19 protein-coding genes, 1 other RNA gene and 1 other annotated feature are annotated in these 24,599 nt (G+C 39.3%); of the genes, 17 read left to right on the top strand and 3 right to left on the bottom strand.

From position 1 onward, the window contains the following. Window positions 1-77 precede the first annotated feature (77 nt). From K3T81_RS16305 to dtd, 5 genes are all read left to right on the top strand, one after another. Entirely contained in the window at window positions 78-407 is a 330-nt protein-coding gene (locus K3T81_RS16305) for a LapA family protein (RefSeq protein WP_238021058.1), read from the top strand. Window positions 408-609: 202 nt separating this feature from the next. Beyond that, window positions 610-2,931, top strand: coding sequence for a single-stranded-DNA-specific exonuclease RecJ (recJ, locus tag K3T81_RS16310; RefSeq protein WP_238021059.1), 2,322 nt, complete (start codon window positions 610-612; stop codon window positions 2,929-2,931). Next, on the top strand, window positions 2,921-3,433 hold the full coding sequence (locus tag K3T81_RS16315) for an adenine phosphoribosyltransferase (protein WP_106897032.1): 513 nt from the start codon (window positions 2,921-2,923) through the stop codon (window positions 3,431-3,433). The genes recJ and K3T81_RS16315 overlap by 11 nt, the downstream gene beginning before the upstream one ends. 260 nt (window positions 3,434-3,693) lie before the next feature. Further along, complete coding sequence (locus tag K3T81_RS16320; protein ID WP_106897031.1) at window positions 3,694-5,898, top strand: RelA/SpoT family protein; 2,205 nt, start codon at window positions 3,694-3,696, stop codon at window positions 5,896-5,898. An 86-nt stretch (window positions 5,899-5,984) separates the two neighbouring features. Then, window positions 5,985-6,428: a D-aminoacyl-tRNA deacylase gene (dtd, locus tag K3T81_RS16325; RefSeq protein ID WP_238021060.1), complete on the top strand. Its 444-nt coding sequence runs from the start codon at window positions 5,985-5,987 to the stop codon at window positions 6,426-6,428. Between the two features lie 207 nt (window positions 6,429-6,635). Here the strand turns inward: dtd and K3T81_RS16330 are convergent, their stop codons facing one another. Beyond that, window positions 6,636-7,712, bottom strand: coding sequence for an N-acetylmuramoyl-L-alanine amidase family protein (locus K3T81_RS16330; RefSeq protein ID WP_106897029.1), 1,077 nt, complete (start codon window positions 7,710-7,712; stop codon window positions 6,636-6,638). Window positions 7,713-7,824: 112 nt separating this feature from the next. Here K3T81_RS16330 and K3T81_RS16335 point away from each other — a divergent pair, with 112 nt between their 5' ends. The 4 genes from K3T81_RS16335 to ssrS all read left to right on the top strand — a co-directional run bounded on the left by K3T81_RS16335 (window position 7,825) and on the right by ssrS (window position 11,698). Further along, complete coding sequence (locus tag K3T81_RS16335) at window positions 7,825-7,998, top strand: hypothetical protein (protein WP_199848486.1); 174 nt, start codon at window positions 7,825-7,827, stop codon at window positions 7,996-7,998. 51 nt (window positions 7,999-8,049) lie between these two features. Continuing rightward, window positions 8,050-8,268 (top strand) — a binding site (T-box leader). Between the two features lie 107 nt (window positions 8,269-8,375). Further along, complete coding sequence (hisS, locus tag K3T81_RS16340) at window positions 8,376-9,665, top strand: histidine--tRNA ligase (RefSeq protein WP_238021061.1); 1,290 nt, start codon at window positions 8,376-8,378, stop codon at window positions 9,663-9,665. Next, entirely contained in the window at window positions 9,658-11,439 is a 1,782-nt protein-coding gene (aspS, locus tag K3T81_RS16345) for an aspartate--tRNA ligase (protein WP_238021062.1), read from the top strand. Before hisS ends, aspS begins: the two co-directional genes overlap by 8 nt. A 70-nt stretch (window positions 11,440-11,509) precedes the next feature. Then, a non-coding RNA gene (gene ssrS, locus K3T81_RS16350) (6S RNA) lies at window positions 11,510-11,698 on the top strand. A 118-nt stretch (window positions 11,699-11,816) separates the two neighbouring features. On the opposite strand, the gene K3T81_RS16355 is transcribed toward ssrS, so the two are convergent. Beyond that, complete coding sequence (locus tag K3T81_RS16355) at window positions 11,817-12,485, bottom strand: RsfA family transcriptional regulator (protein WP_106897026.1); 669 nt, start codon at window positions 12,483-12,485, stop codon at window positions 11,817-11,819. Window positions 12,486-12,848: 363 nt separating this feature from the next. Beyond that, entirely contained in the window at window positions 12,849-14,126 is a 1,278-nt protein-coding gene (locus K3T81_RS16360; RefSeq protein ID WP_238021063.1) for a replication-associated recombination protein A, read from the bottom strand. 209 nt (window positions 14,127-14,335) lie between these two features. Here K3T81_RS16360 and cymR point away from each other — a divergent pair, with 209 nt between their 5' ends. From cymR to alaS, 8 genes are all read left to right on the top strand, one after another. Then, window positions 14,336-14,755: a cysteine metabolism transcriptional regulator CymR gene (cymR, locus tag K3T81_RS16365; RefSeq protein ID WP_106897024.1), complete on the top strand. Its 420-nt coding sequence runs from the start codon at window positions 14,336-14,338 to the stop codon at window positions 14,753-14,755. Between the two features lie 90 nt (window positions 14,756-14,845). Next, entirely contained in the window at window positions 14,846-15,988 is a 1,143-nt protein-coding gene (locus K3T81_RS16370) for a cysteine desulfurase family protein (protein ID WP_238021064.1), read from the top strand. Window positions 15,989-16,003: 15 nt separating this feature from the next. Beyond that, entirely contained in the window at window positions 16,004-17,116 is a 1,113-nt protein-coding gene (gene mnmA / locus K3T81_RS16375; RefSeq protein WP_238021065.1) for a tRNA 2-thiouridine(34) synthase MnmA, read from the top strand. A gap of 15 nt (window positions 17,117-17,131) precedes the next feature. Next, window positions 17,132-17,794: a tetratricopeptide repeat protein gene (locus K3T81_RS16380; protein WP_238021066.1), complete on the top strand. Its 663-nt coding sequence runs from the start codon at window positions 17,132-17,134 to the stop codon at window positions 17,792-17,794. 19 nt (window positions 17,795-17,813) lie between these two features. Then, complete coding sequence (gene recD2 / locus K3T81_RS16385) at window positions 17,814-20,126, top strand: SF1B family DNA helicase RecD2 (RefSeq protein ID WP_238021067.1); 2,313 nt, start codon at window positions 17,814-17,816, stop codon at window positions 20,124-20,126. Window positions 20,127-20,192: 66 nt separating this feature from the next. Beyond that, on the top strand, window positions 20,193-20,381 hold the full coding sequence (locus K3T81_RS16390) for a hypothetical protein (RefSeq protein ID WP_182858768.1): 189 nt from the start codon (window positions 20,193-20,195) through the stop codon (window positions 20,379-20,381). A gap of 48 nt (window positions 20,382-20,429) precedes the next feature. Next, a complete protein-coding gene (locus K3T81_RS16395; RefSeq protein WP_238021068.1) occupies window positions 20,430-21,491 on the top strand; it encodes an AI-2E family transporter in 1,062 nt (353 codons plus the stop codon). Between the two features lie 431 nt (window positions 21,492-21,922). Then, window positions 21,923-24,562, top strand: a complete 2,640-nt coding sequence (alaS, locus tag K3T81_RS16400) for an alanine--tRNA ligase (RefSeq protein WP_238021069.1) — start codon at window positions 21,923-21,925, stop codon at window positions 24,560-24,562. The last annotated feature ends 37 nt before the right edge of the window (window positions 24,563-24,599 follow it).

Below are 24,599 nucleotides of genomic sequence, written 5' to 3' on the forward strand. Positions count from 1 at the left end.
TGTCACGAGTTTCTTGCTTAATTAAAGCAAATCCAGGGTATGATACTTAAGAATGCGATATTAGAAGGAGGAATTACATGAAAGGGCAAGGCTATGTTATTTTGGCAATTATTTTCGTTATTATTGTGGCAGTGTTTGCAGTAACTAATGTAGATCCGGTTGAAGTTAACTATTTATTCTGGACAGCGGAATCCCCGCTTATTCTAATTATTCTTTTCTCGGTCTTAATGGGAGGAATTATTACTGCTGCGGTGGGTGTGATTCGAATGTTTCGCCTACAGCGACAAGTTCGAAGTTTACAAAAAGAAAATGAAACCCTGCATACACAATTGCGCGAAAATGGCTTAGAGCCTGGTGAGAACATTCAGAATGATGCTGATACAAACCAGGTAGACGAGATAAAGTGAAACTTCAATCAGTGGGGTTTTTGTTCTCCCCCCACTGATTGTTAGTTGAACGAATCGGGGTGTTAGCGTCCGTTTACTCCCACTTCATGTTTTGAAGTGGGAGTCTTACAGACGGTTGCACCGGGATAAAATAACAATGGAAGAAAACAGCATTGCTACCCTTGACTTACTCTTGTATAATAGATTAGTCAGGGGTGAATTTATGTTACAAAGCAAGACAAAATGGAGAAGTAAAGAAATAACGAATGTGGAAGACCATTGGATGGACGACTCCATTACGTTATCGCCAATTATCAAAGAGCTTTTAGTTCAGCGAGGTATAAAGACTGGCGAGGAGGCTAGACAATTCCTCTCACCTGATATAAGTACATTACATAACGCTGCAGACTTCGATTCCATTAAGGTAGCTGCAGATCGTGTTCGAGTGGCTATTAACCAACATGAGAAGATTCTAGTGTATGGAGACTATGATGCCGATGGAGTTAGCTCTACAACAGTTATGCTCCTTGCATTAAAAGAGCTTGGCGCAGAGTGTGATTACTATATTCCAAACCGCTTTAAAGAGGGCTATGGCCCAAATGAAGCTGCTTTTAGAGAAGCGAAAGAACAAGGCTATGCACTTATTATAACAGTGGATAATGGGATAGCTGCAGTACATGAGGCAGAAGTAGCTAAAGAGATCGGTCTGGACTTAATTATAACCGACCACCATGAAATTCAAGAGCAGCTTCCTGACGCATATGCAATTATCCACCCAAAGCGCTCTACAGCTGATATTTTTCCAGAATTAGCAGGAGTTGGTGTTGCCTTTAAATTTGCAGAATACCTACTGGGATATTTTCCAAAACAATTTCTCCCATTTGTGGCTATTGGGACAATTGCTGATCTTGTACCACTGGTCAGTGAGAATCGCGTCTTGGCTTATCATGGATTACGAGCTCTTGCCCAAACCAATAATATTGGGTTACAGGAACTTATGCGTGTCTGTAATATTGAAGGGAACGTGTCCGAAGAGGACGTTGGCTTTTTAATTGGTCCCCGAATCAATGCTGTAGGAAGATTACAGGATGCCGATTTGGCTGTACAGCTTCTAATGACAAACGATAAAACGGAAGCGGAAGAGATTGCTACAGAGATTGACCAGATCAATGTAAAAAGACAACAAATTGTAAATGATATAGTCAAAGAAGCCGAAAAAATGGTGGATCCAAATCAAGAAAAAGGTGTCATCATTGTAGCAAAAGAGGGCTGGAATGAAGGTGTGCTAGGTATTGTTGCATCAAAGCTAGTACGAAAATTTGATCAGCCTGCGATTGTATTAACTAAAAAGCCAGAAACCTCCCAAGTAAAAGGTTCTGCACGAAGTATCCCTGCTTTTGATTTATTTAAGAATTGTATGACTGTAAGGGACTTATTTACTCATTTTGGGGGGCATTCACAAGCGGCTGGCATGACATTACCACTTGAGAATTTGGATGAATTGCAAATTCGCTTAAATGAACTCATTCGTAACGATCTAGCAGAAGAAGATTTTAAACAGCTGTTAGAAATCAGTAGTGAAGTGAGTATACAAGATGTTAATGAGAAGCTTGTTGACGAAATAGGAAAGCTTGCTCCTTTCGGTATGAAGAATCCTAAGCCTATATTTCAACTGACTGCAATCCCGTCTGAATTAAGACAAATAGGGAGCACGAAGCGGCATCTTAAGTTATTGTTTAAAGAAGAAGGAAAGAATGTAGAGGGAATTGGTTTTGGTTTTGGTGAGCTTTACCCACATATATCTCCTAATACCCCCGTAACGATTGTTGGGGAGTTGGGAATAAATGAATGGAACGGCAATAGAAAACCCCAAATCGTACTGCAGGATATGGAAATTAGACAGTGGCAGTTATTTGATCACCGTGGCAGAAAGAATATAAATCTCACCCCATACATTGAGCACCATAACGCCAACCTAGTAGTTGGTAATCCGCAAATTGATTTGGGGGGCGACGTACAATATATTCAATATGACTCCATGGAAGTGGTACCTGCTACAGATGCTCTTTACATCTATGATATGCCACAGGATCTTTCAAAATTAAAAGAGTTAATACAAAGGGCAAAACCACAAAATATTCATGCATGCTATTATATAGAAAACAGTGCCTTTTTGAATGCTCTACCGACACGCGAAGACTTTAAATGGTATTATGCTGTTCTGTTAAAGAAAAAGGTTCTTGACCTAAATAGTGAGATAAATTTAGTCATGAATACAAAAGGGTGGAGCAAAGAACGCATCTATTTCATTTCAGAGGTGTTTTTTGAACTCGGCTTTGTTAAAATAGATAACGGTATTATTACAGTAAATCCAAAACCAGATAAAAAAGATCTTTTGGAGTCTTCTGCATATCAGACACAACTAGAACAAGCTGAAATAGAAAAGACATTATATTACTCAAATTACAACGAATTGAGAAACTGGTTCAATAATTGTATGGACCAAGTGGAAAGTCCCAAGGAGGAACTAAGTTATGGATTATAAACAATATGTAAAGATAGTAGAAGATTGGCCAAAAGAGGGTATTCGCTTTAAAGATATTACGCCTTTGATGGATAACGGGAAAGCTTTTAAATCTGCTGTTGACGAAATAGTGTCGTTTGCAAAAGAGAAGGAGATTGACATTGTAGTAGGGCCTGAAGCGCGTGGGTTTATTGTTGGCTGCCCGGTTTCCTATGCCTTAGAAGTTGGGTTTGCACCGGTAAGGAAAGAAGGAAAGCTTCCACGTGAAGTTATTAAAGTAAACTATGGTCTTGAATATGGAAGTAACGTGCTGACTATTCATAAAGATGCAATCAAACCAGGACAACGTGTTTTGATCACGGATGATCTGCTTGCAACAGGCGGTACAATTGAAGCAACTATTAAATTAGTTGAAGAATTGGGTGGCATTGTAGTTGGGTGCGCTTTCATAATAGAGTTGAGTTACTTAGATGGTATGCAAAAACTCGACGGATATGATGTACTATCTTTAATGAGCTATTAATTACTAGAATGAAGAACAGGTCTGATGGAATAATATCCGTCAGACCTGTTCTTCTAAATTCTACAGCAATTCATCTTAATATACTTTTATTTTATAATCATTGTACATACGTGTCGGAAAAGCATATAATATGCATTATATAGTTTTTTTTACCGTTATATATTTTATTAGTTAAGAAGCTAATGAACGTTAAGAATTAAAATGAAACGCACTTAAAATACATTCGGAACATAACGAACTTTTCCAAACAAGGTGATTACATGGCAAAGGATAATATAGTATCAATAGAAGACATTATTAAAAAGGTGCGCGAGTATCTAACAGAAGAAGATGCTACGTTTATTAGGCATGCATATAAATTTGCAGAAAATGCACATGCGGAGCAGTTTCGTAAATCAGGGGAACCCTATATTATTCATCCAGTACAAGTCGCAGGAATCCTAGCTGACTTAGAGATGGATGCAGAAACAATCGCTGGAGGTTTCCTACATGATGTGGTGGAGGACACAGAAATAACTGTGGAAGAACTGGAGACTGCTTTTAATAGAGAAGTAGCATTGCTAGTTGACGGCGTTACCAAGTTGGGTAAAATTAAGTATAAATCGAAGGAAGCAATACAGGCAGAAAACCATCGCAAAATGTTTGTCGCGATGGCAAAAGATATTCGAGTTATACTAATCAAACTTGCTGACCGCCTCCATAATATGAGAACCCTAAAACATCTGCCTCCTGAAAAACAACGCCGTATATCTAATGAGACCCTTGAAATTTTCGCACCTTTGGCACACAGGCTTGGGATTTCAACGATTAAATGGGAATTGGAAGATACAGCACTACGTTATTTAAATCCACAACAATATTACCGTATTGTTCAACTGATGAAACAAAAAAGGGATCAACGAGAATCCTATATAGATGAAGTAATGAACGAAGTTACGAAGCAATTAGCTGACGTAAATATACAGGCGGAAATGTCCGGAAGGCCGAAGCATCTATATAGCATTTATCACAAAATGGTGGAGCAAAATAAACAGTTTAATGAAATATATGATCTACTTGCTGTCCGTATTCTTGTGGATAGTATTAAAGACTGCTATGCAGTGCTCGGCATAATTCATACATGCTGGAAACCCATGCCAGGGCGCTTTAAGGATTACATTGCGATGCCTAAGCCTAACCTTTACCAGTCGCTTCATACGACAGTAATTGGGCCAAAAGGGGATCCATTAGAGGTGCAAATCCGCACGAAAGAAATGCATGAGATTGCAGAGTATGGCATTGCTGCGCATTGGGCCTATAAAGAAGGGAAGCAGGCGCATACTAGTAAGAAATCTTTTGAAGAAAAGCTAACATGGTTCAGAGAAATACTTGACTGGCAGAATGAAACACATGATGCGGAAGAATTCATGGAGACATTAAAAGTCGATCTTTTCTCCGATATGGTTTATGTATTTACACCTAAAGGCGATGTGATTGAATTGCCTTCAGGATCTGTCCCACTCGACTTTGCTTATAAAATTCATACCGAAATAGGCAATAAAACAATTGGTGCGAAGATTAACGGGAAAATGGAGCCACTTGATTACAGTTTAAAAAATGGCGATATTATTGAAGTGATGACTTCTAAGCACTCTTATGGGCCATCACAGGATTGGCTGAAGATCACACAAACTTCACAAGCAAAGAGCAAGATTAAGCAATTCTTTAAAAAGCAACGCCGTGACGAAAATATTGCTAAGGGTAAAGAAGCGGTAGATCGGGAAATCCAAGCGTTAAGTTTGGAACCAAAAGAAGTTCTGACACAAGAGAACTTGCAAAGGGTATATGAGAAATTCAATTTCATGAATGAAGATGATATGTATGCAGCTGTCGGGTATCAGGGAATTACAGCAGCACTTATCGCCACAAGACTTACTGATAAAATCAGACAGACTAAACTAAAAGAGCAAGATCTTGCTCAGACCATTGAAGAAGTAAAGACAACGGAGCTCAAAGAGAAAAAACCTCATAAGCGTGATTCAGGTGTAAGAGTAGAAGGTGTCGATAATCTCTTAGTTCGTTTATCCAAGTGCTGTAACCCAGTTCCTGGTGATGAGATTATGGGATATATCACAAAGGGAAGAGGCGTTTCCGTCCACCGATCTGATTGCCCAAATGTTCAAACCGATGAAGCTAGACAACGCTATTTGCATGTGGAATGGGAAAAGAACCATTCTGTCCAAAAACAATACCATGTAGAGCTTGAAATATCTGGATATGATCGCCGAGGCCTCGTAAATGAAGTACTACAGGCAGTAAACGAAACGAAAACAAATATTACCTACGTAAATGGTAAATCAGATCGAAATAAAATGGCGCTCATCCAGATCACTATTTTAATTCACAATACCGGACACCTACGAAAAATTGTAGAGCGAATTAAACAGATAAAAGATGTTTATACCGTTACACGTACTCTGCAATAGTAGTGACAATAGCAAAGAGAGCCTAGTTATTAACGCAAGGAGCTTAATGAAACTTTCAATAAAGAGCAGATCGGGGGAATACCTGAATGAAAGCAGTAATACAACGCGCGAAAGATGCCAGTGTTTTAGTGGGTGGCGAAGTTATTGGCAGCATTGACAATGGATTGGTCGTGTTGTTGGGAATTACCCATGAAGATACTATTGAGGACGCAAAATACCTAGTTCAGAAAATCATTCACCTCCGAATCTATGAGGATGAAAATGGAAAAATGAATTTATCTTTACAGGATACGGATGGGAGTCTACTCTCTATATCGCAGTTTACCCTTTATGGAGATACGAGAAAAGGCAGGAGACCAAACTTTATGCAGGCTGCCAGGCCAGATGATGCTTTAAAGCTCTATAATCAATTCAATGAGCTTGTTAAAGAACAAAATATACATGTGGAAACTGGTAAGTTCGGCGAAATGATGGACGTGCAGTTAACAAATTCTGGACCTGTGACTCTCATTATTGATAGTAAAGAATAAGAATGTAAATGAGAAGTAAAAGATAGAGTGAAGAACTGCTTACAGCGCATAAGAACATTGATTGCTAAAGCGTAATAACCAGAGTTATCATTTAGAGAATATCTAGTGGTAAGGATGATAGCTAATAATAAGACAATAAAAGTATGAAAATCAAAAAGCTGGACAAAGTCGAATAATTATTCGAACATGTCCAGCTTTTTCTTACAATTACTCGTTGGCAAAGTATTTACCCAGGCCACTGACAATTCCGGAAACAAGTTTCTTTTGGTAAGCAACTGTTCCAAGTAAAGACTCTTTATCTGGGTTGGATAGGAAGCCTAGTTCTAAAAGAACAGAAGGCTGAATGCTTTGCCTTAGGACCAGAAAATTCCCATGGGTAACACCTCTGTCTGTTGCTTCTGTTTCTTTTACCAGTTCGGACTGAATATAGGAAGCAAGAACTTCATTCTTTCCTTTATAAAAATAGGTGCCGATCCCGGTTACATCAGGGTGTTCTGGTATGCTATTATAATGTATGCTGATGAAGGCGTCTGTATCCATCGTATTGGCATAGCTTACTCTGCTGCCCAATGAAATGTATTCATCATCTGTTCGAGTCTGTAATACTTCAGCACCAAGCATGGTAAGTTCGCTTGCTAATTCTTGTGCGGTTAGAAACGTTACATCCTTTTCAAGTACCTCAGCGGAACCAATCGCTCCAACATCCCGTCCGCCATGGCCGGCATCAATAACGATAGTCTTGTTTTTAAAGACTGACGTAGAAGTAGATGAGCTAGGGCTCTTCTTGATTATCCGTTTGGATACAAAGCCGGATAAATCATCGTTGGAAACCTCAAACCAATCTTCCTGATCACCAGTCACCTTAAAAGTATCTCCTTTTTCAGCAAATCCAACAATCTCCCCGTCAGTGGTGGGAGCGGACCGGATATGAGTGTTATCAAATGGAATAGATATTGTTTCTACAGAGCTTGTGCTCGTTTCTGTTGCTTTCTCATCTTCTTTTTCATCCTCTTCTTCTGCCTCTGCCATCTTTGTGAAGGAGCTTGTTACCCAGCCGTCCTCTTCATTAAATTGGATTCTTATCCAATCCCCTTGCTCTTCAAGCAGTTCGTATGTTTCTCCAGAATTTCCGCTTCCAATTACGTCAAAATTAGTACCAGGACCGCTACGTATGTTTACACTGTCTCCTGTAAGTTCTATTTCATCAGCAAAAATAGTAAAAGGGAATGCAAACCAGATTACTGCTAAACTGAAGAGGGTAAGCCATTTTCTCTCTAAGCGCAAAATAGTTCCTCCTAAATTATGTACTCTTTAACAAAGTATAATAAAAACAGACCATTTAGGCAAAACTAATGGTAAGTTAGGAAATCTTAGAGGATCTTGGAGGTAAAATTGCATGCGATATGGTGAGAAACAATGGACTTCCGCCAATAACAAAGAATTATTTGGCGTGAATCTACATCGGTTTGTAGAGATGGAGGGACATGCTAATCATATGGAAATAGCTCACGAATTCGGAATTTCCTTAGGTGAAGTGAAAATGCTGAAGAAAAAACTGAATCGTGCTTGACAATCCTCCATGTAGCAATTAATATAATAGTCATTCCATAATACACGAATAAAAGAACCGATGACGGAAAAAGTAGTGGAGTTCCACATAAATAAGAGAGAAAATGCCAGAGGCTGAGAGCATTTTCACTTGATGGCTCAACGAAAGACACTCCCGAGGCTTTATGCTGATATGTAAGTATAAACGTTTTGCAGGCGTTAACTGTGAAGAGCGGATGCAACATTATTGCATCAACTAGGGTGGCAACGCGGGTGAACTCCCGTCCCTTATTTATAAGGGACGGGAGTTTTTTATGTTTTTTTAGAAAAGACGCGAGATCCACATGCACAGAAAAACAATAGTGTTTTATCAAATGATGTTATATAGGAGGATTTGCAATGAATATGAAGGCGCCAAGAGGTACTGTGGACTTACTTCCTGAAAACACGAGGAAATGGCAGTTTGCCGAGAAAAAAATAAAAGATATTTGTGATCGTTACAATTTTAATGAGATCCGGACACCAGTTTTTGAGCACACTGAATTATTTCAACGAGGTGTAGGAGATTCTACAGATATTGTCCAAAAAGAAATGTATACTTTTGAAGATAGAGGTGGACGGAGTCTAACCCTTAGACCAGAAGGGACAGCATCTGTTGCTCGAGCCTATGTCGAAAACAAATTATTTGGTAATCCTATTCAGCCAACAAAGCTATACTATTTCGCGCCGATGTTTCGTTATGAACGCCCACAAAAAGGGAGAATGCGGCAGTTAAACCAGTTTGGGGTAGAAGTGCTAGGAAGTGCTGATCCGGCGGTGGACGCTGAAGTTATTGACTTAGCTATGACGTGTTATAAAGAGGTAGGATTGACTTCATTAAAGCTTGTCATTAATTCACTTGGTGACAGTGAAAGTAGAGACAATCACAGAAGAGCGCTTGTAGAGCACTTTTCACCTGTTAAGGAAGAGCTATGTAGTGACTGTCAAATAAGGCTAAAGCAAAATCCGCTTCGAATATTAGATTGTAAAAAGGATAGGGAACACCCTGCCATGAAAAATGCGCCATCAATCCTAGATTACTTAAACGATGAATCAAAGAATTATTTTGAACAGGTTAAAAGCTATTTAACGATGATGGGCATTGAGTATGAAGTTGATAAAAATCTGGTTAGAGGACTTGATTATTATAATCACACAGCTTTCGAAATCATGAGTGAAGCACAAGGTTTTGGTGCCATCACAACATTAGCTGGTGGAGGCAGATATAATGGCCTTGTCGAAGAGCTAGGCGGTCCTGACACGCCGGGAATCGGATTTGGAATGGGATTTGAGCGTCTTCTGATGGCACTAGAGGCTGAGAATAAGCAAGTCGCAATAGAGGAGCAATTAGATTGTTATTTTGTTGCTATGGGAGACCAAGCTGAAAAAGAGTCTGTAAAAATTCTTCATGAACTACGAGCTGTTGGAATTCAGGCAGATAAAGATTACCTCGGACGTAAAATGAAGGCGCAATTTAAATCTGCTGATCGCTTTAACAGTAGCTATGTGCTAGTGCTAGGTGATGAGGAATTAGAAAAGCAGATGATAAATGTTAAAAACCTTGAGACAGGCGATCAAATAGAAGTCAAGCTAGAGGAAGTTGTTTCATACATGAAAGAAACGTTGCAGGGAGGCAAAGGAAATGAGTGAAAGAGTTTACGCAGGAACGCTACGCGATGCGCATATTGAGCAATCCGTTTTACTAAAAGGCTGGGTACAGAAAAGACGGGATCTTGGTGGTCTAATTTTTATAGATCTTCGGGATAAGTCAGGACTCGTTCAGGTTGTTTTTAATCCGGACATTTCAAAGGAAGCATTGGAGACTGCTGAGGCAGTAAGAACAGAATATGTAGTTGAAATAAAAGGAAATGTTGTAAAAAGAGATCCATCCACGGTAAATCCAAATATGAGTACCGGGACAATCGAAGTACTTGCAAATGAATTAACGATTATTAACAAAGCAAAAACGCCTCCTTTTGTCATCCAGGATGAGACAGAAGTATCCGAAGATTTGCGATTGAAATATCGTTACATGGATCTGCGTAGAGGGCCGCTTCAAGAAACATTTAAGCTACGTCATAAAACAACACAGGCAGTGAGGAATTATTTAAATAACAATGATTTTCTTGAAATGGAAACACCTATTTTAACAAAGAGCACACCAGAAGGAGCAAGAGACTATCTTGTGCCAAGTAGAGTTCATGCAGGAGAATTTTATGCTTTACCACAATCTCCTCAACTGTTTAAACAGTTAATTATGATGGGTGGATTTGAAAAGTATTATCAAATTGCACGCTGTTTCCGTGATGAAGATCTAAGAGCAGACCGTCAACCAGAATTCACACAAATTGATATTGAAACATCCTTTATGTCAAGTGATGATATTATGGATATGACGGAGGAAATGATGAACCAAGTTATGAAGGAAGTTAAGAATTTAGATATTACACTTCCACTTCCGAGAATGCCATATGATGAAGCAATGGCTAGATATGGTTCCGATAAGCCGGATACGCGCTTTGGCATGGAACTAACACATGTGTCAGAAGTATTAGCAAACTCTGACTTTAAAGTGTTTAAAAGTGCTATCGAATCAGGCGGTAAAGTTTGTCTGTTAAACGTAAAAGGGCAGGCAACTAATTATTCAAGAAAAGACATTGATAAACTAACAGAATTTGTTAAAGTTTATGGTGCAAAGGGAATGGCCTGGCTGAAAGCAGAAGGAGAAGACTTAAAGGGACCAATATCAAAATTCTTATCAGAAGATGAAGTGAAAGGGATTAAAGAGACTGCGGATGTTGAAGACGGAGATCTTCTATTATTTGGTTCTGATAAAACAAGCGTTGTATATGACAGTCTTGGAGCACTCCGATTAAAACTGGGAAGAGAACTTAATTTGATTGATAATAATTTATTCAACTTCCTATGGGTAACGGATTGGCCGCTACTGGAGTATGATGAAGAGCTTGGTAGATATTTTGCTGCGCATCATCCGTTTACATCACCTGTTGAGGAAGACGCTTCCCTGTTAGAGACAGATCCAGGTAATGTAAGAGCAAATGCATATGACCTTGTTTTAAATGGATATGAGCTTGGTGGGGGATCCATTCGTATATATAAGAAAGAACAGCAACAACAGATGTTCCGCGTACTAGGCTTTACTGAGGAAGAAGCAAATGACCAGTTTGGCTTTTTGATGGAAGCACTGGAATATGGAGCTCCCCCTCATGGGGGTGTGGCGCTAGGATTAGATAGAATTATAATGCTATTGGCCGGAAGAACGAATTTACGAGACACCATCCTGTTTCCCAAAACAGCTTCTGCATCTGACTTACTTACAGAAGCACCTAGTCCGGTAAGCCATACCCAGTTGGATGAGCTTTCAATCGGGTTAACAGAAAAAGCCACAACTGAGAAAGAGTAAGACGAAGAAATGCTACCGTTGAAAAGCAACGGGGTATATGTTAAGATAAATTTACAAAATCATAAAGTTATTAATCCTGATGTGTTCGTCTGAATAAAGTGTTTGACCGAACAACTGATTATTTGGGAGCTCGTTTCGTTTCTGTGTTGCGTGCAGGCCTCACCCTTGTGGAGAGGAAGCATAATATATGCAGAACAGAGCACCCACCTGCTATGAGCGGGATCAAAACTTGTTACCGGACGGCACAATCGGGATTACTACATAAAAAAACCCCCCTGTAGAAATAATACAGGGGGGTTTTTACTTGATAGATAGGGGAGGGAAAATCGAGCCTCATATCATGCTTTACAGAAGCAGTCGCTTGCACTTTTGTTTCCTTAATTTCCTTGAGCAAGTTGCTGAAGGTTTCCGTTTTTGTCCATACGGAAAGCTGGTGGGGCTGAAGATCCAGTTTCTTCTAGGACCGTCATTTTTCTGGCTCTATCCATAATTTGGATGAATACCTGATAATCCTCTTGAATGGTTGCAAGTTGATTCTCAGTTTGTTTCAGTTGGTGATTTAATTCTTGTACTTCTTCTTTTAATTTCGTATTCTCTTGTTCCATTTGAGCAAGAGAAGCTTTTGATTGATTGGAAGCATAGTAGTCTTTTTTAACATCCTTTAGAAAGCGAATCACGGTATCCATGTTGATAGGTGTGCTCTCAACTACTGCAGGTGTTGGTGTTTGCTCCACAGGCTGATAGTCGCTTTCGGAAGTTTGCGCTGCAATTTGGGCCACGGGTTTCATTACGCGTGGAGAATGTCCAGCCAAAGCGCGTTTCTTCTCTTTTCTCTGTCTTTTTGCAAGATCAATAGCATTGTCATACTTTGTACGAACTTCTGCATTCCAGCGAAATCCACATGCAGCAGAGGTGCGATTTAGTTTATCCCCTACTTCATCAAACGCATTTAATTGTGTACTACCTTCTCTAATATGGCGTAAAACGGTTTCCGCCAACAATAAATCATCTTCATGGGACCATGCATCCTGTCTTACTTTAACCATTTGGTTCAACTCCTTCATCGATAAAAACAAATCATAGATTTCATGTTTTATAATGTTATCTTTACCGAGATGGAGTCATTTTATACCTTGATTATGAGAGTTGCTCTTTTTCTTGTATTACTTTTTAAAAATATTATCGCCAGGCTTCTCTGTTTCTGTATTATTTGTCTTACTACTTTCTCTTGAAAAAACAGGCTAGTAGTTAGGGAGACCTTATCCCACTGCAACCGTCCGTAAGACTCCCACTTCAAAACATGAAGTAAAACAATGAGGTTGAAGAGGGAGTAAACGGACGCTAACACCCCGATTCGTTCAACTAACAATCTGTGGGGGAAGAAAAACCCCCCTGGATGAAGTTTCACTTTATTGTTTCTTCTCACTCTGTAGCTTTTCATACACTTGTTTCATGGCTGCTTCAAACTTACCTGTACTCTTTGGCTGGTAATAGTGTTTGTTTTTAATAGAGTCAGGCAGGTATTGTTGGTCAATCCAGGCATTATCATAGTTGTGAGGGTATTTATATTCTACGCCTCGTCCGAGTTTACTTGCTCCCTGATAGTGCGCGTCTTTTAAGTGGGATGGTATTTCTCCACTTCTCCCATTCTGGATATCTGCAAGTGCTGCATCCAAGGCTTTATACGCAGTATTTGATTTAGGAGAAAGACATAATTCCACAATGGCAACGGAGAGGGGGATGCGAGCTTCCGGAAAGCCTAAACGTTCAGCTGCCTGTACCGCAGCAATAGCCCGTGGGCCAGCTTGTGGGTTTGCAAGCCCGATATCCTCATAGGCGGTTACAATCATTCGGCGTGCAATACTATCAAGATCGCCTGCTTCAATCAGCCTTCCCAAGTAATGGAGCGCCGCATCGACATCGCTCCCACGGATTGATTTTTGAAATGCTGATAGGACGTCATAATGGGCATCGCCCCCTTTATCATGAGAAAAACTTTTCTTTTGCATACATTCTTCTGCTATATTTAAGTCAATTACGATGTGCCCATCACTGTTTTTGGGGGTAGAAGCCACCGCCAGTTCCAGTCCGTTTAGAGCTGATCGCATATCCCCATTTGCACTTCCGGAAAAGTGATTTAATGCTTCATCTGATAGTTCTATTGTCAGGTCACCAAAACCCTCTTGTTCATCTTGAATTGCTCTTTTGATGGCTACCTTAACATGTTCCTCAGACAATCGATGAAGCTCGAATAAATGACACCTACTTCTTATTGCTGGATTAATTGAATGGTAAGGGTTGCTCGTTGTACAGCCAATCAATGTAATTAAATTACTCTCTAGGTGAGGAAGTAAAAAGTCCTGTTTCGCTTTATCCAGCCTGTGTACTTCATCCAATATTAAAACGAGTTGTCCACGCATTTTTGCTTCTTCTACAGCAATTTCCATGTCTTTCTTCTTATCTGTCACAGCGTTCAGTTTTTTTACAGGCAAACCAAGACTTTTGGCAAGTGCCTGAGCCATTGAAGTTTTGCCTGTGCCGGGTGGCCCAAATAAAATCATCGAAGCTAATCGGTTCGCTTCTACCATTCTATAAATAATTTTTCCTTCTCCAACCAAATGCTCCTGTCCAATAATTTCATAAATGTTTGTAGGTCGCATTCGAAAGGCAAGTGGTTTCTGTTTCATTTATACCGCCCTCTATAGTAAAATAGTAGTTTCTTTAAAAAAATGTACATTCTATTTTTTTCAACCCATCTAAGTAGTGTTGCATGAGTAATAGATATGTCTAACCTTAGCTTAAGCATGATGCCGATAAAATGCAAGAAAGACAAGATTCGTGCTATACTATCATGTATAAACAGGATAGCATTGTACTTAAAATAGAGGTGTAACAAGTGAAGATTTCAACTAAAGGAAGATATGGTCTCACCATTATGATCGATCTAGCTAAAAAGCACGGTAATGGGCCGACCTCTTTAAAAAATATTGCAAGAGAAAATGATTTATCAGAACACTATTTGGAACAGTTAGCATCCCCGTTGAGAAACGCGGGATTAATTAAGAGCATCCGAGGTGCATATGGAGGGTATATCCTGGCAAAAGAACCTGCTACGATTAATGCAGGAGATATTATCCGAGTTTTAGAAGGACCTATCACGCCAGTCGAGGGCATTGAGGACGAAGAGCCTGCTAAGCAAGCACTATGGATGCGAATAAGAGATGCAGTGAAAGATGTTTTGGATACTACAACATTAGAGGATTTGGCGAACCATAACGGGGAGCAGCCTGAAGAAGGCTACATGTTTTATATATAAAGTGAAACGCCAATATGTTGGGGGTATTATGATCTCACCATAAGGTAGGTAAATCATTTCGAGATAAATTGTTTGGAAGGATCGATTACAATGGAACAAATTTATTTGGATCACGCTGCCACAAGCCCGATGCACGAGGAAGTAATTGCTGCTATGAATCCGATATATAAAGACGTATTTGGTAACCCGTCCAGTGTTCATTCGTTTGGTCGAAAAGCGAGACAGCAGCTGGATGAAGCGAGAAGAGTATTAGCAGGGAGCATCCATGCTAATGAAAAAGAGCTTATATTTACAAGTGGTGGTACAGAGGCAGATAATATGGCCTTAATTGGGACTGCTTTAGCTAATCAGCATAAAGGAAAACATATTATCACGGTAAGCCAGGAACATCATGCGACATTGCATACTGCAGAAAAACTGGAGAAAATGGGATTCGAAGTTACCTATTTACCGATTTATAAGGACGGAAAAATAGCAATTGAGGATTTACGTACCTCTCTTCGGGACGATACGATTCTCGTTTCTATTATGTTTGTAAATAATGAGACGGGAATTATACAGCCAATTGAAGAAGCAGCGAGGCTTGTGAGCCAACACCAGGCGTATTTTCATACAGATGCAGTCCAAGCATATGGATTACTGGATTTGGATGTAAAGGGAATGAGTATTGATCTGCTTACCGTTTCTTCTCATAAAATAAATGGCCCTAAAGGAATTGCCTTTTTATATGTAAAGGAAGGTATTGCAATGCAAGCATTGCAATTTGGTGGTGAACAGGAGCGAAAACGTCGCCCAGGTACAGAAAATGTTCCGGCTATTGTGGGTTTTAAACGAGCAGTTGAAATAGCTATGGAGAAGCGACAGGAGAGAAACAAGCTTTATCAAAGCTTTAAGGATCACTTCGTACAAATACTAAAAAATAATGAAATAGATTTTGCTATAAATGGCGATCCGGAATCTGCGATTGCTTCTATTGTAAATATTAGTTTTCCTGGAACCAATGTGGAAGCACTTCTTACTAATTTTGATCTTAGTGGAATTGCTGCTTCAAGTGGTAGTGCTTGTACAGCAGGTTCAGTAGAGCCCTCCCATGTACTTAGTGCGATGTTTGGTGAAGGACATCCATGTACAACTAATTCCATCCGATTTAGCTTTGGACTTGCGAATTCAAAGGAAAATGTAGAAGAAGCTGCAGAAAGAGTGTCCAAAATAGTAAAACGATTAGTTTCATAAAAAGGATGAATGAAAATGAAAAGAATTGAAGATACAAGAGTTGTAGTGGGCATGAGCGGAGGAGTAGATTCCTCTGTTGCAGCTTTACTATTAAAACAACAAGGCTATGATGTTGTCGGGATTTTTATGAAAAACTGGGATGACACCGATGAATTTGGAGTTTGTACAGCAACAGAGGATTATGATGACGTTGTACGAGTGTGTAACCAGTTAGATATTCCTTACTATGCCGTTAACTTTGAGAAACAATATTGGGATAAAGTATTCACTTATTTCCTTGATGAATACAAAGCCGGTAGAACACCGAACCCAGATGTAATGTGTAATAAAGAAATAAAATTCAAGGCTTTTCTAGACCACGCTATTTCACTCGGAGCGGACTATTTGGCAACAGGCCATTATGCACAAGTTCGTGAAATAGATGGACGAGTGGAAATGCTTCGTGGGGTAGATGACAATAAAGATCAAACCTATTTCCTCAACCAATTGACAGAAGAAGTTCTAGAGAAAGTTATGTTCCCACTCGGGCACCTTCCAAAATCAGAGGTTAGAGAAATAGCAAAGAAACATGACCTTGTAACGGCAGATAAAAAAGACAGTACAGGAATTTGCTTTATCGGTGAACGAAATTTCAAAGAGTTTTTGAGTGAGTACTTGCCAGCACAACCTGGAGAAATGAAGACATTATCTGGAGAGACAAAAGGAAAGCATGACGGCTTAATGTACTATACAATTGGACAACGTCAAGGACTTGGAATTGGTGGAGCAGGAGATCCTTGGTTTGTAGTCGGTAAAAATCTTAATGAGAATATTCTCTATGTGGAGCAAGGTTATTCACATGAAACCCTGTACTCTGACGGTCTAATAGCAACTGATTTAAATTGGATTAACAAAGATAGAGTAGAAAACACATTTACATGTACGGCTAAATTTAGATACCGTCAAAAAGATAGCAAGGTTACGGTGTCATTGCTGGAAGATGGCAAGGTAAGAGTTGATTTTGCTGAAATGGAACGTGCTGTAACACCAGGACAAGCTGTTGTATTCTATGATGGTGAGGTTTGCCTAGGTGGCGGTACGATAGATGAAATTTTAAAAGATGAGAAAGCACTAAATTATGTTGGATAAATAAGGGGTTTTACGATGGATAAAAACAAACAGGCTATTGCTTATATGCAAGATAATAAATTTGAAGAGGCAGCAGCTCTATTTACGGAAGTAATTGAGGAGCAGCCAAATGATCCTGTTGGATACATTAACTTTGGTAATTTACTATTGCATGTTAATGACAAAGAGCGTGCCCAACGTTTTTTTGAAAAAGCCATCGAACTAGATGAGAAGGCTGCTACTGCTTACTATGGCTTAGGAAATTTATATGTTGAACAGGCTAATTATGGAAAAGCACAGGTCAACTACCAAAAAGCGATTGAACTTGGTTTAGAAGAAGCAGATGTGTACTACATGCTTGGTATGACATTCTTGCAACAGGAGCACGATAAGCTAGCACTTCCTTATTTGCTTAGGGCCGCTGAACTGGCACCAGAGGATGAGGAAATTCTCTTTCAATACGGACTAGCACTTGCGCAAAGTGATCTCATCTCGGATGCTGGTTCCGTTTTTGACAAAGTCATCCATTTAAATGAGGCACATAGTGATGCGCACTATAACCTTGGAGTTATTGCACTATTTGAAGATAAGGTAAATAAAGGGTTGGAGCATTTTGACCGTGCGCTTGAAGCTCAACCTGATCACGTTCTGGCACAGAACGGAAAGAAAAACGCAGAACAGTTACTAAGCGAAATGTAAGATTGTGGGGTTGTGTTAAATGGAAATGGGCAGGCATTCCGAGGAAGAAAAAGTTGGCTATATAAAAGGAGAACTAGTCTACACCATTTTTCATAATGAGACAGAGCATTTTTCTATTGCGAAGATTAGAATACTGGAAACAGATGAAGATTTTCAAGAGAAGGATGTTGTGGCAAAGGGGTATTTTTCGACTCTCCAGGAAAATACACCCTACTTTTTTTATGGAGAATTTGAGAAGCATGCTAAATTCGGAATGCAGTATAATGTTCATTCCTATAAAACGTTTATTCCAGATACGAAGGATGGGTTGGTGGCGTATCTTTCCAGTGATATTTTTTACGGTATTGGCGAAAAAACAGCCGAAAAAATAGTTGGGAAGCTTGGGGAAAGTGCTATTTCAAAAATCTTGAATGACCCTAAAGTTTTAGAGGACGTCCCAGGGATAAAAAAAGAGAAGGCAGAATCTCTTGCTAGAACGTTGCAAGAGAACCAGGGTTTTGAACATGTTGTTGTTCATCTTGCAACCTACCATATTGGTCTAAAAATGGCACAGAAAATTTATCAGGCGTATAAAGAAGAAGCAATTGATATTTTGGAAGAGGATCCATATCGTTATGTTTTTGATATTGAAGGGTTTGGCTTTCAAACAGCTGATGAAATAGCCGGAAGAAATGGACTTGCCCCCACACATCCTAATCGTATTGGAGCAGGCTGTATTTATGTGTTGCAAAAAAGCGTTCAAGAAGGCAACGTTTATATGCCAATGGATGAATGTACTACCAGGGTTCTCGATTTGCTAGCAACAGTCGACTTAACACATGATGTCATTCACAACAGATTGACAGAGTTAAATACTGAGAAAAAAATTATTCTTCAAGAAGGCAATGTTTATCTGCCTTCCCTTTATTATGCAGAAGATGGTTTTGCAGCACAGGTAAAACGCATTATGAGTGAAGAGACAGATCATGAGACTCCAACTGCAGAATTAATGAAAATCATCGGATCGATGGAAGAAGAGGAAGTTTTGAGCTATGGGAAGGAACAGTTTGAAGCGATCAATCAGGCAATCCATTCCAAAATGATGATATTAACTGGTGGGCCTGGGACAGGAAAAACAACTGTTGTGAAAGGTATTTTAAATGCTTATGCCTCCATCCATAATCTCTCGTTAAACAAAGAGGACTACCAGGATCGCTCAGAGTATCCGTTTATTCTTACGGCACCAACTGGCCGTGCTGCAAAGCGTTTAACAGAATCAACTGGACTTCCTGCCGTTACCATTCATCGCCTGCTTGGCTGGGACGGAGTAAGCGGTTTTGAAAAAGGAGAAAGTGAACAACTCGATGGGAAGTTTTTAATTATCGATGAATTTTCTATGGTAGATATTTGGCTTGCGAACAGTTTGTTTAAAGCTATTCCTAAAGACATGCAGGTGTTAATTGTAGGAGACGAAGACCAGCTTCCTTCTGTCGGTCCGGGCCAAGTCCTTTCTGATTTGCTGAGCAGTGGATACATTCCTTTTGTACGCCTAACCGAAGTTTACCGACAAAAAGAAGGATCAAAAATTATTCAGCTTGCACACGAAATAAAAAATGACCAGGCGACAAACCTGGAAAATGATAAGGATTTTAGCTATATTTCTTGCTATGAGCCTCAGCTGCTAGACGTTATCGTAAAGATTTTTTCTAAGGCAATGGATAAAGGAATTGAAGTCCGTGATATTCAGGTGCTTGCACCAATGTATCGCTCACAGGCCGGCATAACGATGATTAACAAGGAACTTCAGAAATTAGTGAATCCGAAAACGCCGCAAAAGCGAGAGGTACGAACACAGGATGCAGTATTTCGTGTAGGAGACAAAGTGATTCAGCTCGTTAACCAACCTGAAGATGGTGTATATAATGGTGACATTGGTGAGGTTGTGGCCATTTTTACGGAAGATGAAAACACAGATAATGTGGAACAACTTGTCATCGTCTATGATGAAAAAGAAGTAGTGTATGAAAGAAAAGACTACACAAATATTATGCATGCCTACTGTATTTCGATTCATAAATCACAAGGTAGTGAATTTCCGATCGTAATTTTACCAGTAGTGTCTGCATATAACCGAATGCTACGCAAGAATTTGTTATATACAGCAATTACCCGTAGTAAACAATCCCTTATTATTTGTGGGGAACAGCGTGCGTTCGTTCGCGGCATTGAAACAATGGATACAAATAAACGCTATTCAGCTTTAAAAGAACAACTGCAAGCGCGACTTGAAAAACCATTAGATGTAAGTGAAGAACACGAAGAAGAGGATATTTCGCCGTATGACTTTATGTAATGTATAATTTGTTACAATTTGGGAAAGCCTAGCTTAATAAGTTTTATGTTAAAGGGGCTTGAGTTAATGCGTTGTCCGAATTGTAATGGCAGGGATATTGGTAAAATTGGCGTACAACAATATTATTGTTGGACTTGTTTTATTGAAATGGCGGTCGTCAACGATGAACTAAAAGTTCACCAGGTTGAAGCAGATGGCTCGCTTAGTTCACTAGACGATCTTTTCTCTCAAGAAGAAAGAAAAATACAATGGTAGTCACCTGAAGCATTAAATGAAGTATGTAGTATGTGAGGGGGACGGACTATGTTCAAAGACAGGAAGGGATTGACTATTCTCTACTGGTTAATCTTTGGTATTTTTCTTTTTTTATTTGTTTATTTAATGATAAAGCTGTTCCCATTTTACGGAGCTGTATTTTCTTTTCTATGGCATTTATTAGCACCTTTTATCATTGCTTGTTTCATTGCGTACTTGCTTTATCCGGTTATAAATCGAATTCACAGCTTAGGTATTCCAAGAGGCTTGGCAATTTTATTCATTTACTTATTATTCTTCGGAGGTGTGGGTTACTTAGTCTATCGCATTTTTCCAGTTATGTTAATCCAAATCAGGGACCTAAATGAACAACTTCCACAATTTGTTAGCATGTACGAAAAACTTATCTATCGAATGTATGAATATACTTCCTTCTTACCTGAAACGGTCCATGATAAAATTGATGAGCTTATTATTCGACTCGAAGGTTTTGTGAATGGTTTGCTTTCAAATATAATAGAAAGTACAACGAAGATATTTGATATGATTGTCGTCATAACGGTTATTCCGGTTCTTGTATTCTATTTTCTCAAGGATGATACCAAAATTAAATCCTATATTAAAAGATATATTCCGGAAAAGTATAAGCCCAGGACAGGTAAAATGGTAAGAGCGGTAGATGAAACAATTGGTAATTATATTCGAGGTCAGTTAATTGTTTGTCTATTTGTGAGCATAACCTCTTTTATTCTATTTCAATTACTTGGTTTGCAGTATGCCCTTCTCTTAGCACTCATTATGGGAATTACAAATATCATTCCTTATTTTGGCCCTATCATTGGGGCAATTCCTGCCGTAGCAATCGCGTTAACAATGTCGGGGAAAATGGTTATATTTGTTATCCTATCGGTGTTTGTAATGCAGTTAATTGAAAGTAATTTACTTGCCCCTTATATTGTTGGGAAAAGCATAAATATGCACCCCATTGCCATTATATTTGCATTATTACTTGGCGGACAGCTGTTTGGTGTACTTGGTATGATCCTTGCTGTACCTGTCTTTACAACGTCCAAGGTCATCATAAAGCATTTGCTTCATACAGAGCATTAACTTGGTTGATGTTTAACAGTTTAAGTGGAATGAGACAAGAGATTATCTAATCCGGTCGATACCCCTTTAACCGACGTCTCGGCTTTTTCTTGACATTGGCTAGAATGTTTTCTATAATATCGCTGAACTATAATAAATAACTGTGCATAGTTTAATAACAATAAAACCAATACGTAGAAGGTTCCAAGTACATGAAGGTCGATTGATAAGAGAGGGTTTTCCTTGGCTGAAAGAAAACCTGAATAGAGACGCATGGAATGCTAAACCAGAGTGCGGTTAATCCCCGTCGGTTTCATACCGTTACCATGATCAAGTGATGAATAAGTCTTATACTTATTTGTAATTAGGGTGGTACCGCGAACGAAACTCGTCCCTGCATTGTGCAGAGAGGGGTTTTTTTGTTTTCTATAAAACACATAGGAGGTATATGGATGAAACAGTTAACATCTGCAGAAGTAAGGCAAATGTATATCGATTTTTTTAAGGAAAAAGGACATCGTGTTGAACCAAGTGCATCACTCGTTCCACAAGAGGATCCGACATTGCTATGGATTAATAGTGGGGTAGCTACACTGAAAAAATATTTTGATGGTAGGGTGATTCCCGATAATCCACGACTTGTAAATGCCCAAAAATCTATCCGAACCAATGATATCGAAAATGTTGGTTTCACAGCAAGACACCATACATTTTTTGAAATGCTGGGTAATTTCTCAATAGGGGATTATTTTAAAAAAGAGGCAATTGAGTGGGCATGGGAATTTTTAACGAGCAGTAAATGGATTGGATTTGATCCAGCATTGCTTTCTGTTACTGTTCATCCAGAAGATGATGAAGCATTTGATATTTGGTTACATGACATAAAGATTCCAGAAGAACGCATCATTCGTTTAGAGGAAAATTTCTGGGATATTGGGGAGGGCCCAAGTGGTCCAAACACAGAGATCTTCTATGATAGAGGAGAGAAATACGGGAATGATCCCAATGACCCTGAACTGTATCCTGGTGGAGAAAATGATCGCTATTTAGAAATATGGAATTTAGTGTTCTCACAGTTTAACCATAATCCAGATGATACGTACACACCATTACCTAAGAAAAACATTGATACAGGCATGGGACTAGAAAGAATGGTTTCGGTTATCCAGGATGTTCCTACTAACTTTGAAACAGATTTGTTTATGCCTATTATCCAGAAAACCGAAGAACTTGCGAACACCAAGTATGGAAAGACAAAGACAGGGGATACAGCATTTAAAGTGATTGCCGACCACGTCCGTACAGTTAGCTTTGCAATAGGCGATGGAGCAGTTCCTTCAAATGAAGGGAGAGGCTATGTTCTTAGAAGACTATTACGTCGTGCCGTACGATTTGCTAAAGAGATCGGCATAGAAAAACCATTTATGTTCGGACTTGTCGAAACAGTAGGCAACATCATGAAGGATTTTTATCCAGAAGTGTTAAAACAACGTGAACTGATTGAGAATATCATTAAAGTTGAGGAAACACGTTTCCATGAAACCTTAAATGATGGCTTAGAGATTTTGAGCACGATCATTAAAAAAGAAAAAACAAAGGGTAGCAATGTCTTTCCAGGGGTGGAAGTCTTCCGTCTTTATGACACGTACGGTTTTCCTAAAGAATTAACGGAAGAGTACGTGGAAGAACAAGGATTTACGATCGACCTTGAAGGCTTTGAAAAAGAGATGAAGAAACAGCGTGAACGTGCAAGGAATGCTCGTCAGAAAGTAGATTCTATGCAGGTTCAAGATAGTCTTTTAGGAGATATAGAGGTAGAAAGTGAATTTGTCGGCTATAACGAGCTGGAAAAAGAAACAAAACTTGCTGCCATTATTAATGAAAATGAAAGAACAGATGTAGCAAAAGAGGGCGAGGAAGTCTTTTTACTACTTGATCGCACCCCGTTTTATGCCGAAAGTGGTGGACAGGTAGCGGATAAAGGCTGGCTCTATTCAGAAAAAGGGACTGCTTATGTAAAGGATGTTCAAAAAGCGCCAAAAGGGCAGCATGTTCACCATGTAACAGTAACCGAAGGAGAGCTTCGTACTGGGGATAGCCTCAAAGCGAAAATAGATAATCCGTTTAGAGCGGCAGTGGTAAAAAACCATACTGCAACACACTTGCTACACCAAGCATTGAAGGATGTACTAGGTGATCATGTTAATCAAGCTGGTTCCCTTGTGAGTCCAGATCGACTGCGCTTTGACTTTTCTCATTTTAGCGCAGTGACAGATGAAGAATTACAGCAAATTGAAACAATTGTAAATGAAAAAATATGGGAATCTATGCCGGTTAAGATTGAGACGATGCAGAAGGACGAAGCCAAAGAAATGGGGGCAATGGCCCTGTTTGGTGAGAAATATGGTGATGTTGTCAGGGTTGTACAAATGGAAGACTATAGTATTGAACTATGCGGTGGCTGTCATGTTTCCAATACGTCAGAGATTGGTCTGTTTAAGATCAGCTCAGAAAGTGGGATTGGGGCAGGAACAAGAAGAATTGAAGCAGTTACGAGCAAGCATGCTTACACATTCCTGAATAGTAAGCTGCATGTATTACGTGAGGCTGCAAGTCAAGTGAAATCAACAGATGAAAACGTTCCAGAGCGTATTAATGGTCTATTCCAGGAAATTCGCACACTACAGAAGGAAAATGAATCATTGAACGCGAAACTTTCCAATGTAGAGGCTTCTTCCATTTTAGATAAAGTAGAAAAAAGCCAAGATGTTCCGTTTCTTGCTCAAAAAGTAAGTGTAAAAGATATGAACCAGTTACGGAACATGGTTGATGAATTAAAACAAAAACTAGGATCTGGTGTCATTTTATTAGCAGCAGAAAATAATGGAAAAGTACAGCTAGCTTCAGGTGTTTCCAAAGATTTAATTGAACGAGGCTTACAGGCTGGGCAACTTATCAAGTTAGCAGCTGGAATTTGTGGCGGTGGTGGCGGTGGCCGCCCAGATATGGCACAAGCTGGTGGAAAAGACACTAGCAAAATCGGTGATGCTCTATCTGTAACGAGCGAATATATTGCGGATAATCTGAAATAATTTCCTTTCAGCTTGTAACGAGCGATAGGAATAAGTA

The sequence above is a fragment of the Oceanobacillus jordanicus genome, from assembly GCF_022095695.1.
GTDB lineage: Bacteria > Bacillota > Bacilli > Bacillales > Amphibacillaceae > Oceanobacillus_B > Oceanobacillus_B jordanicus.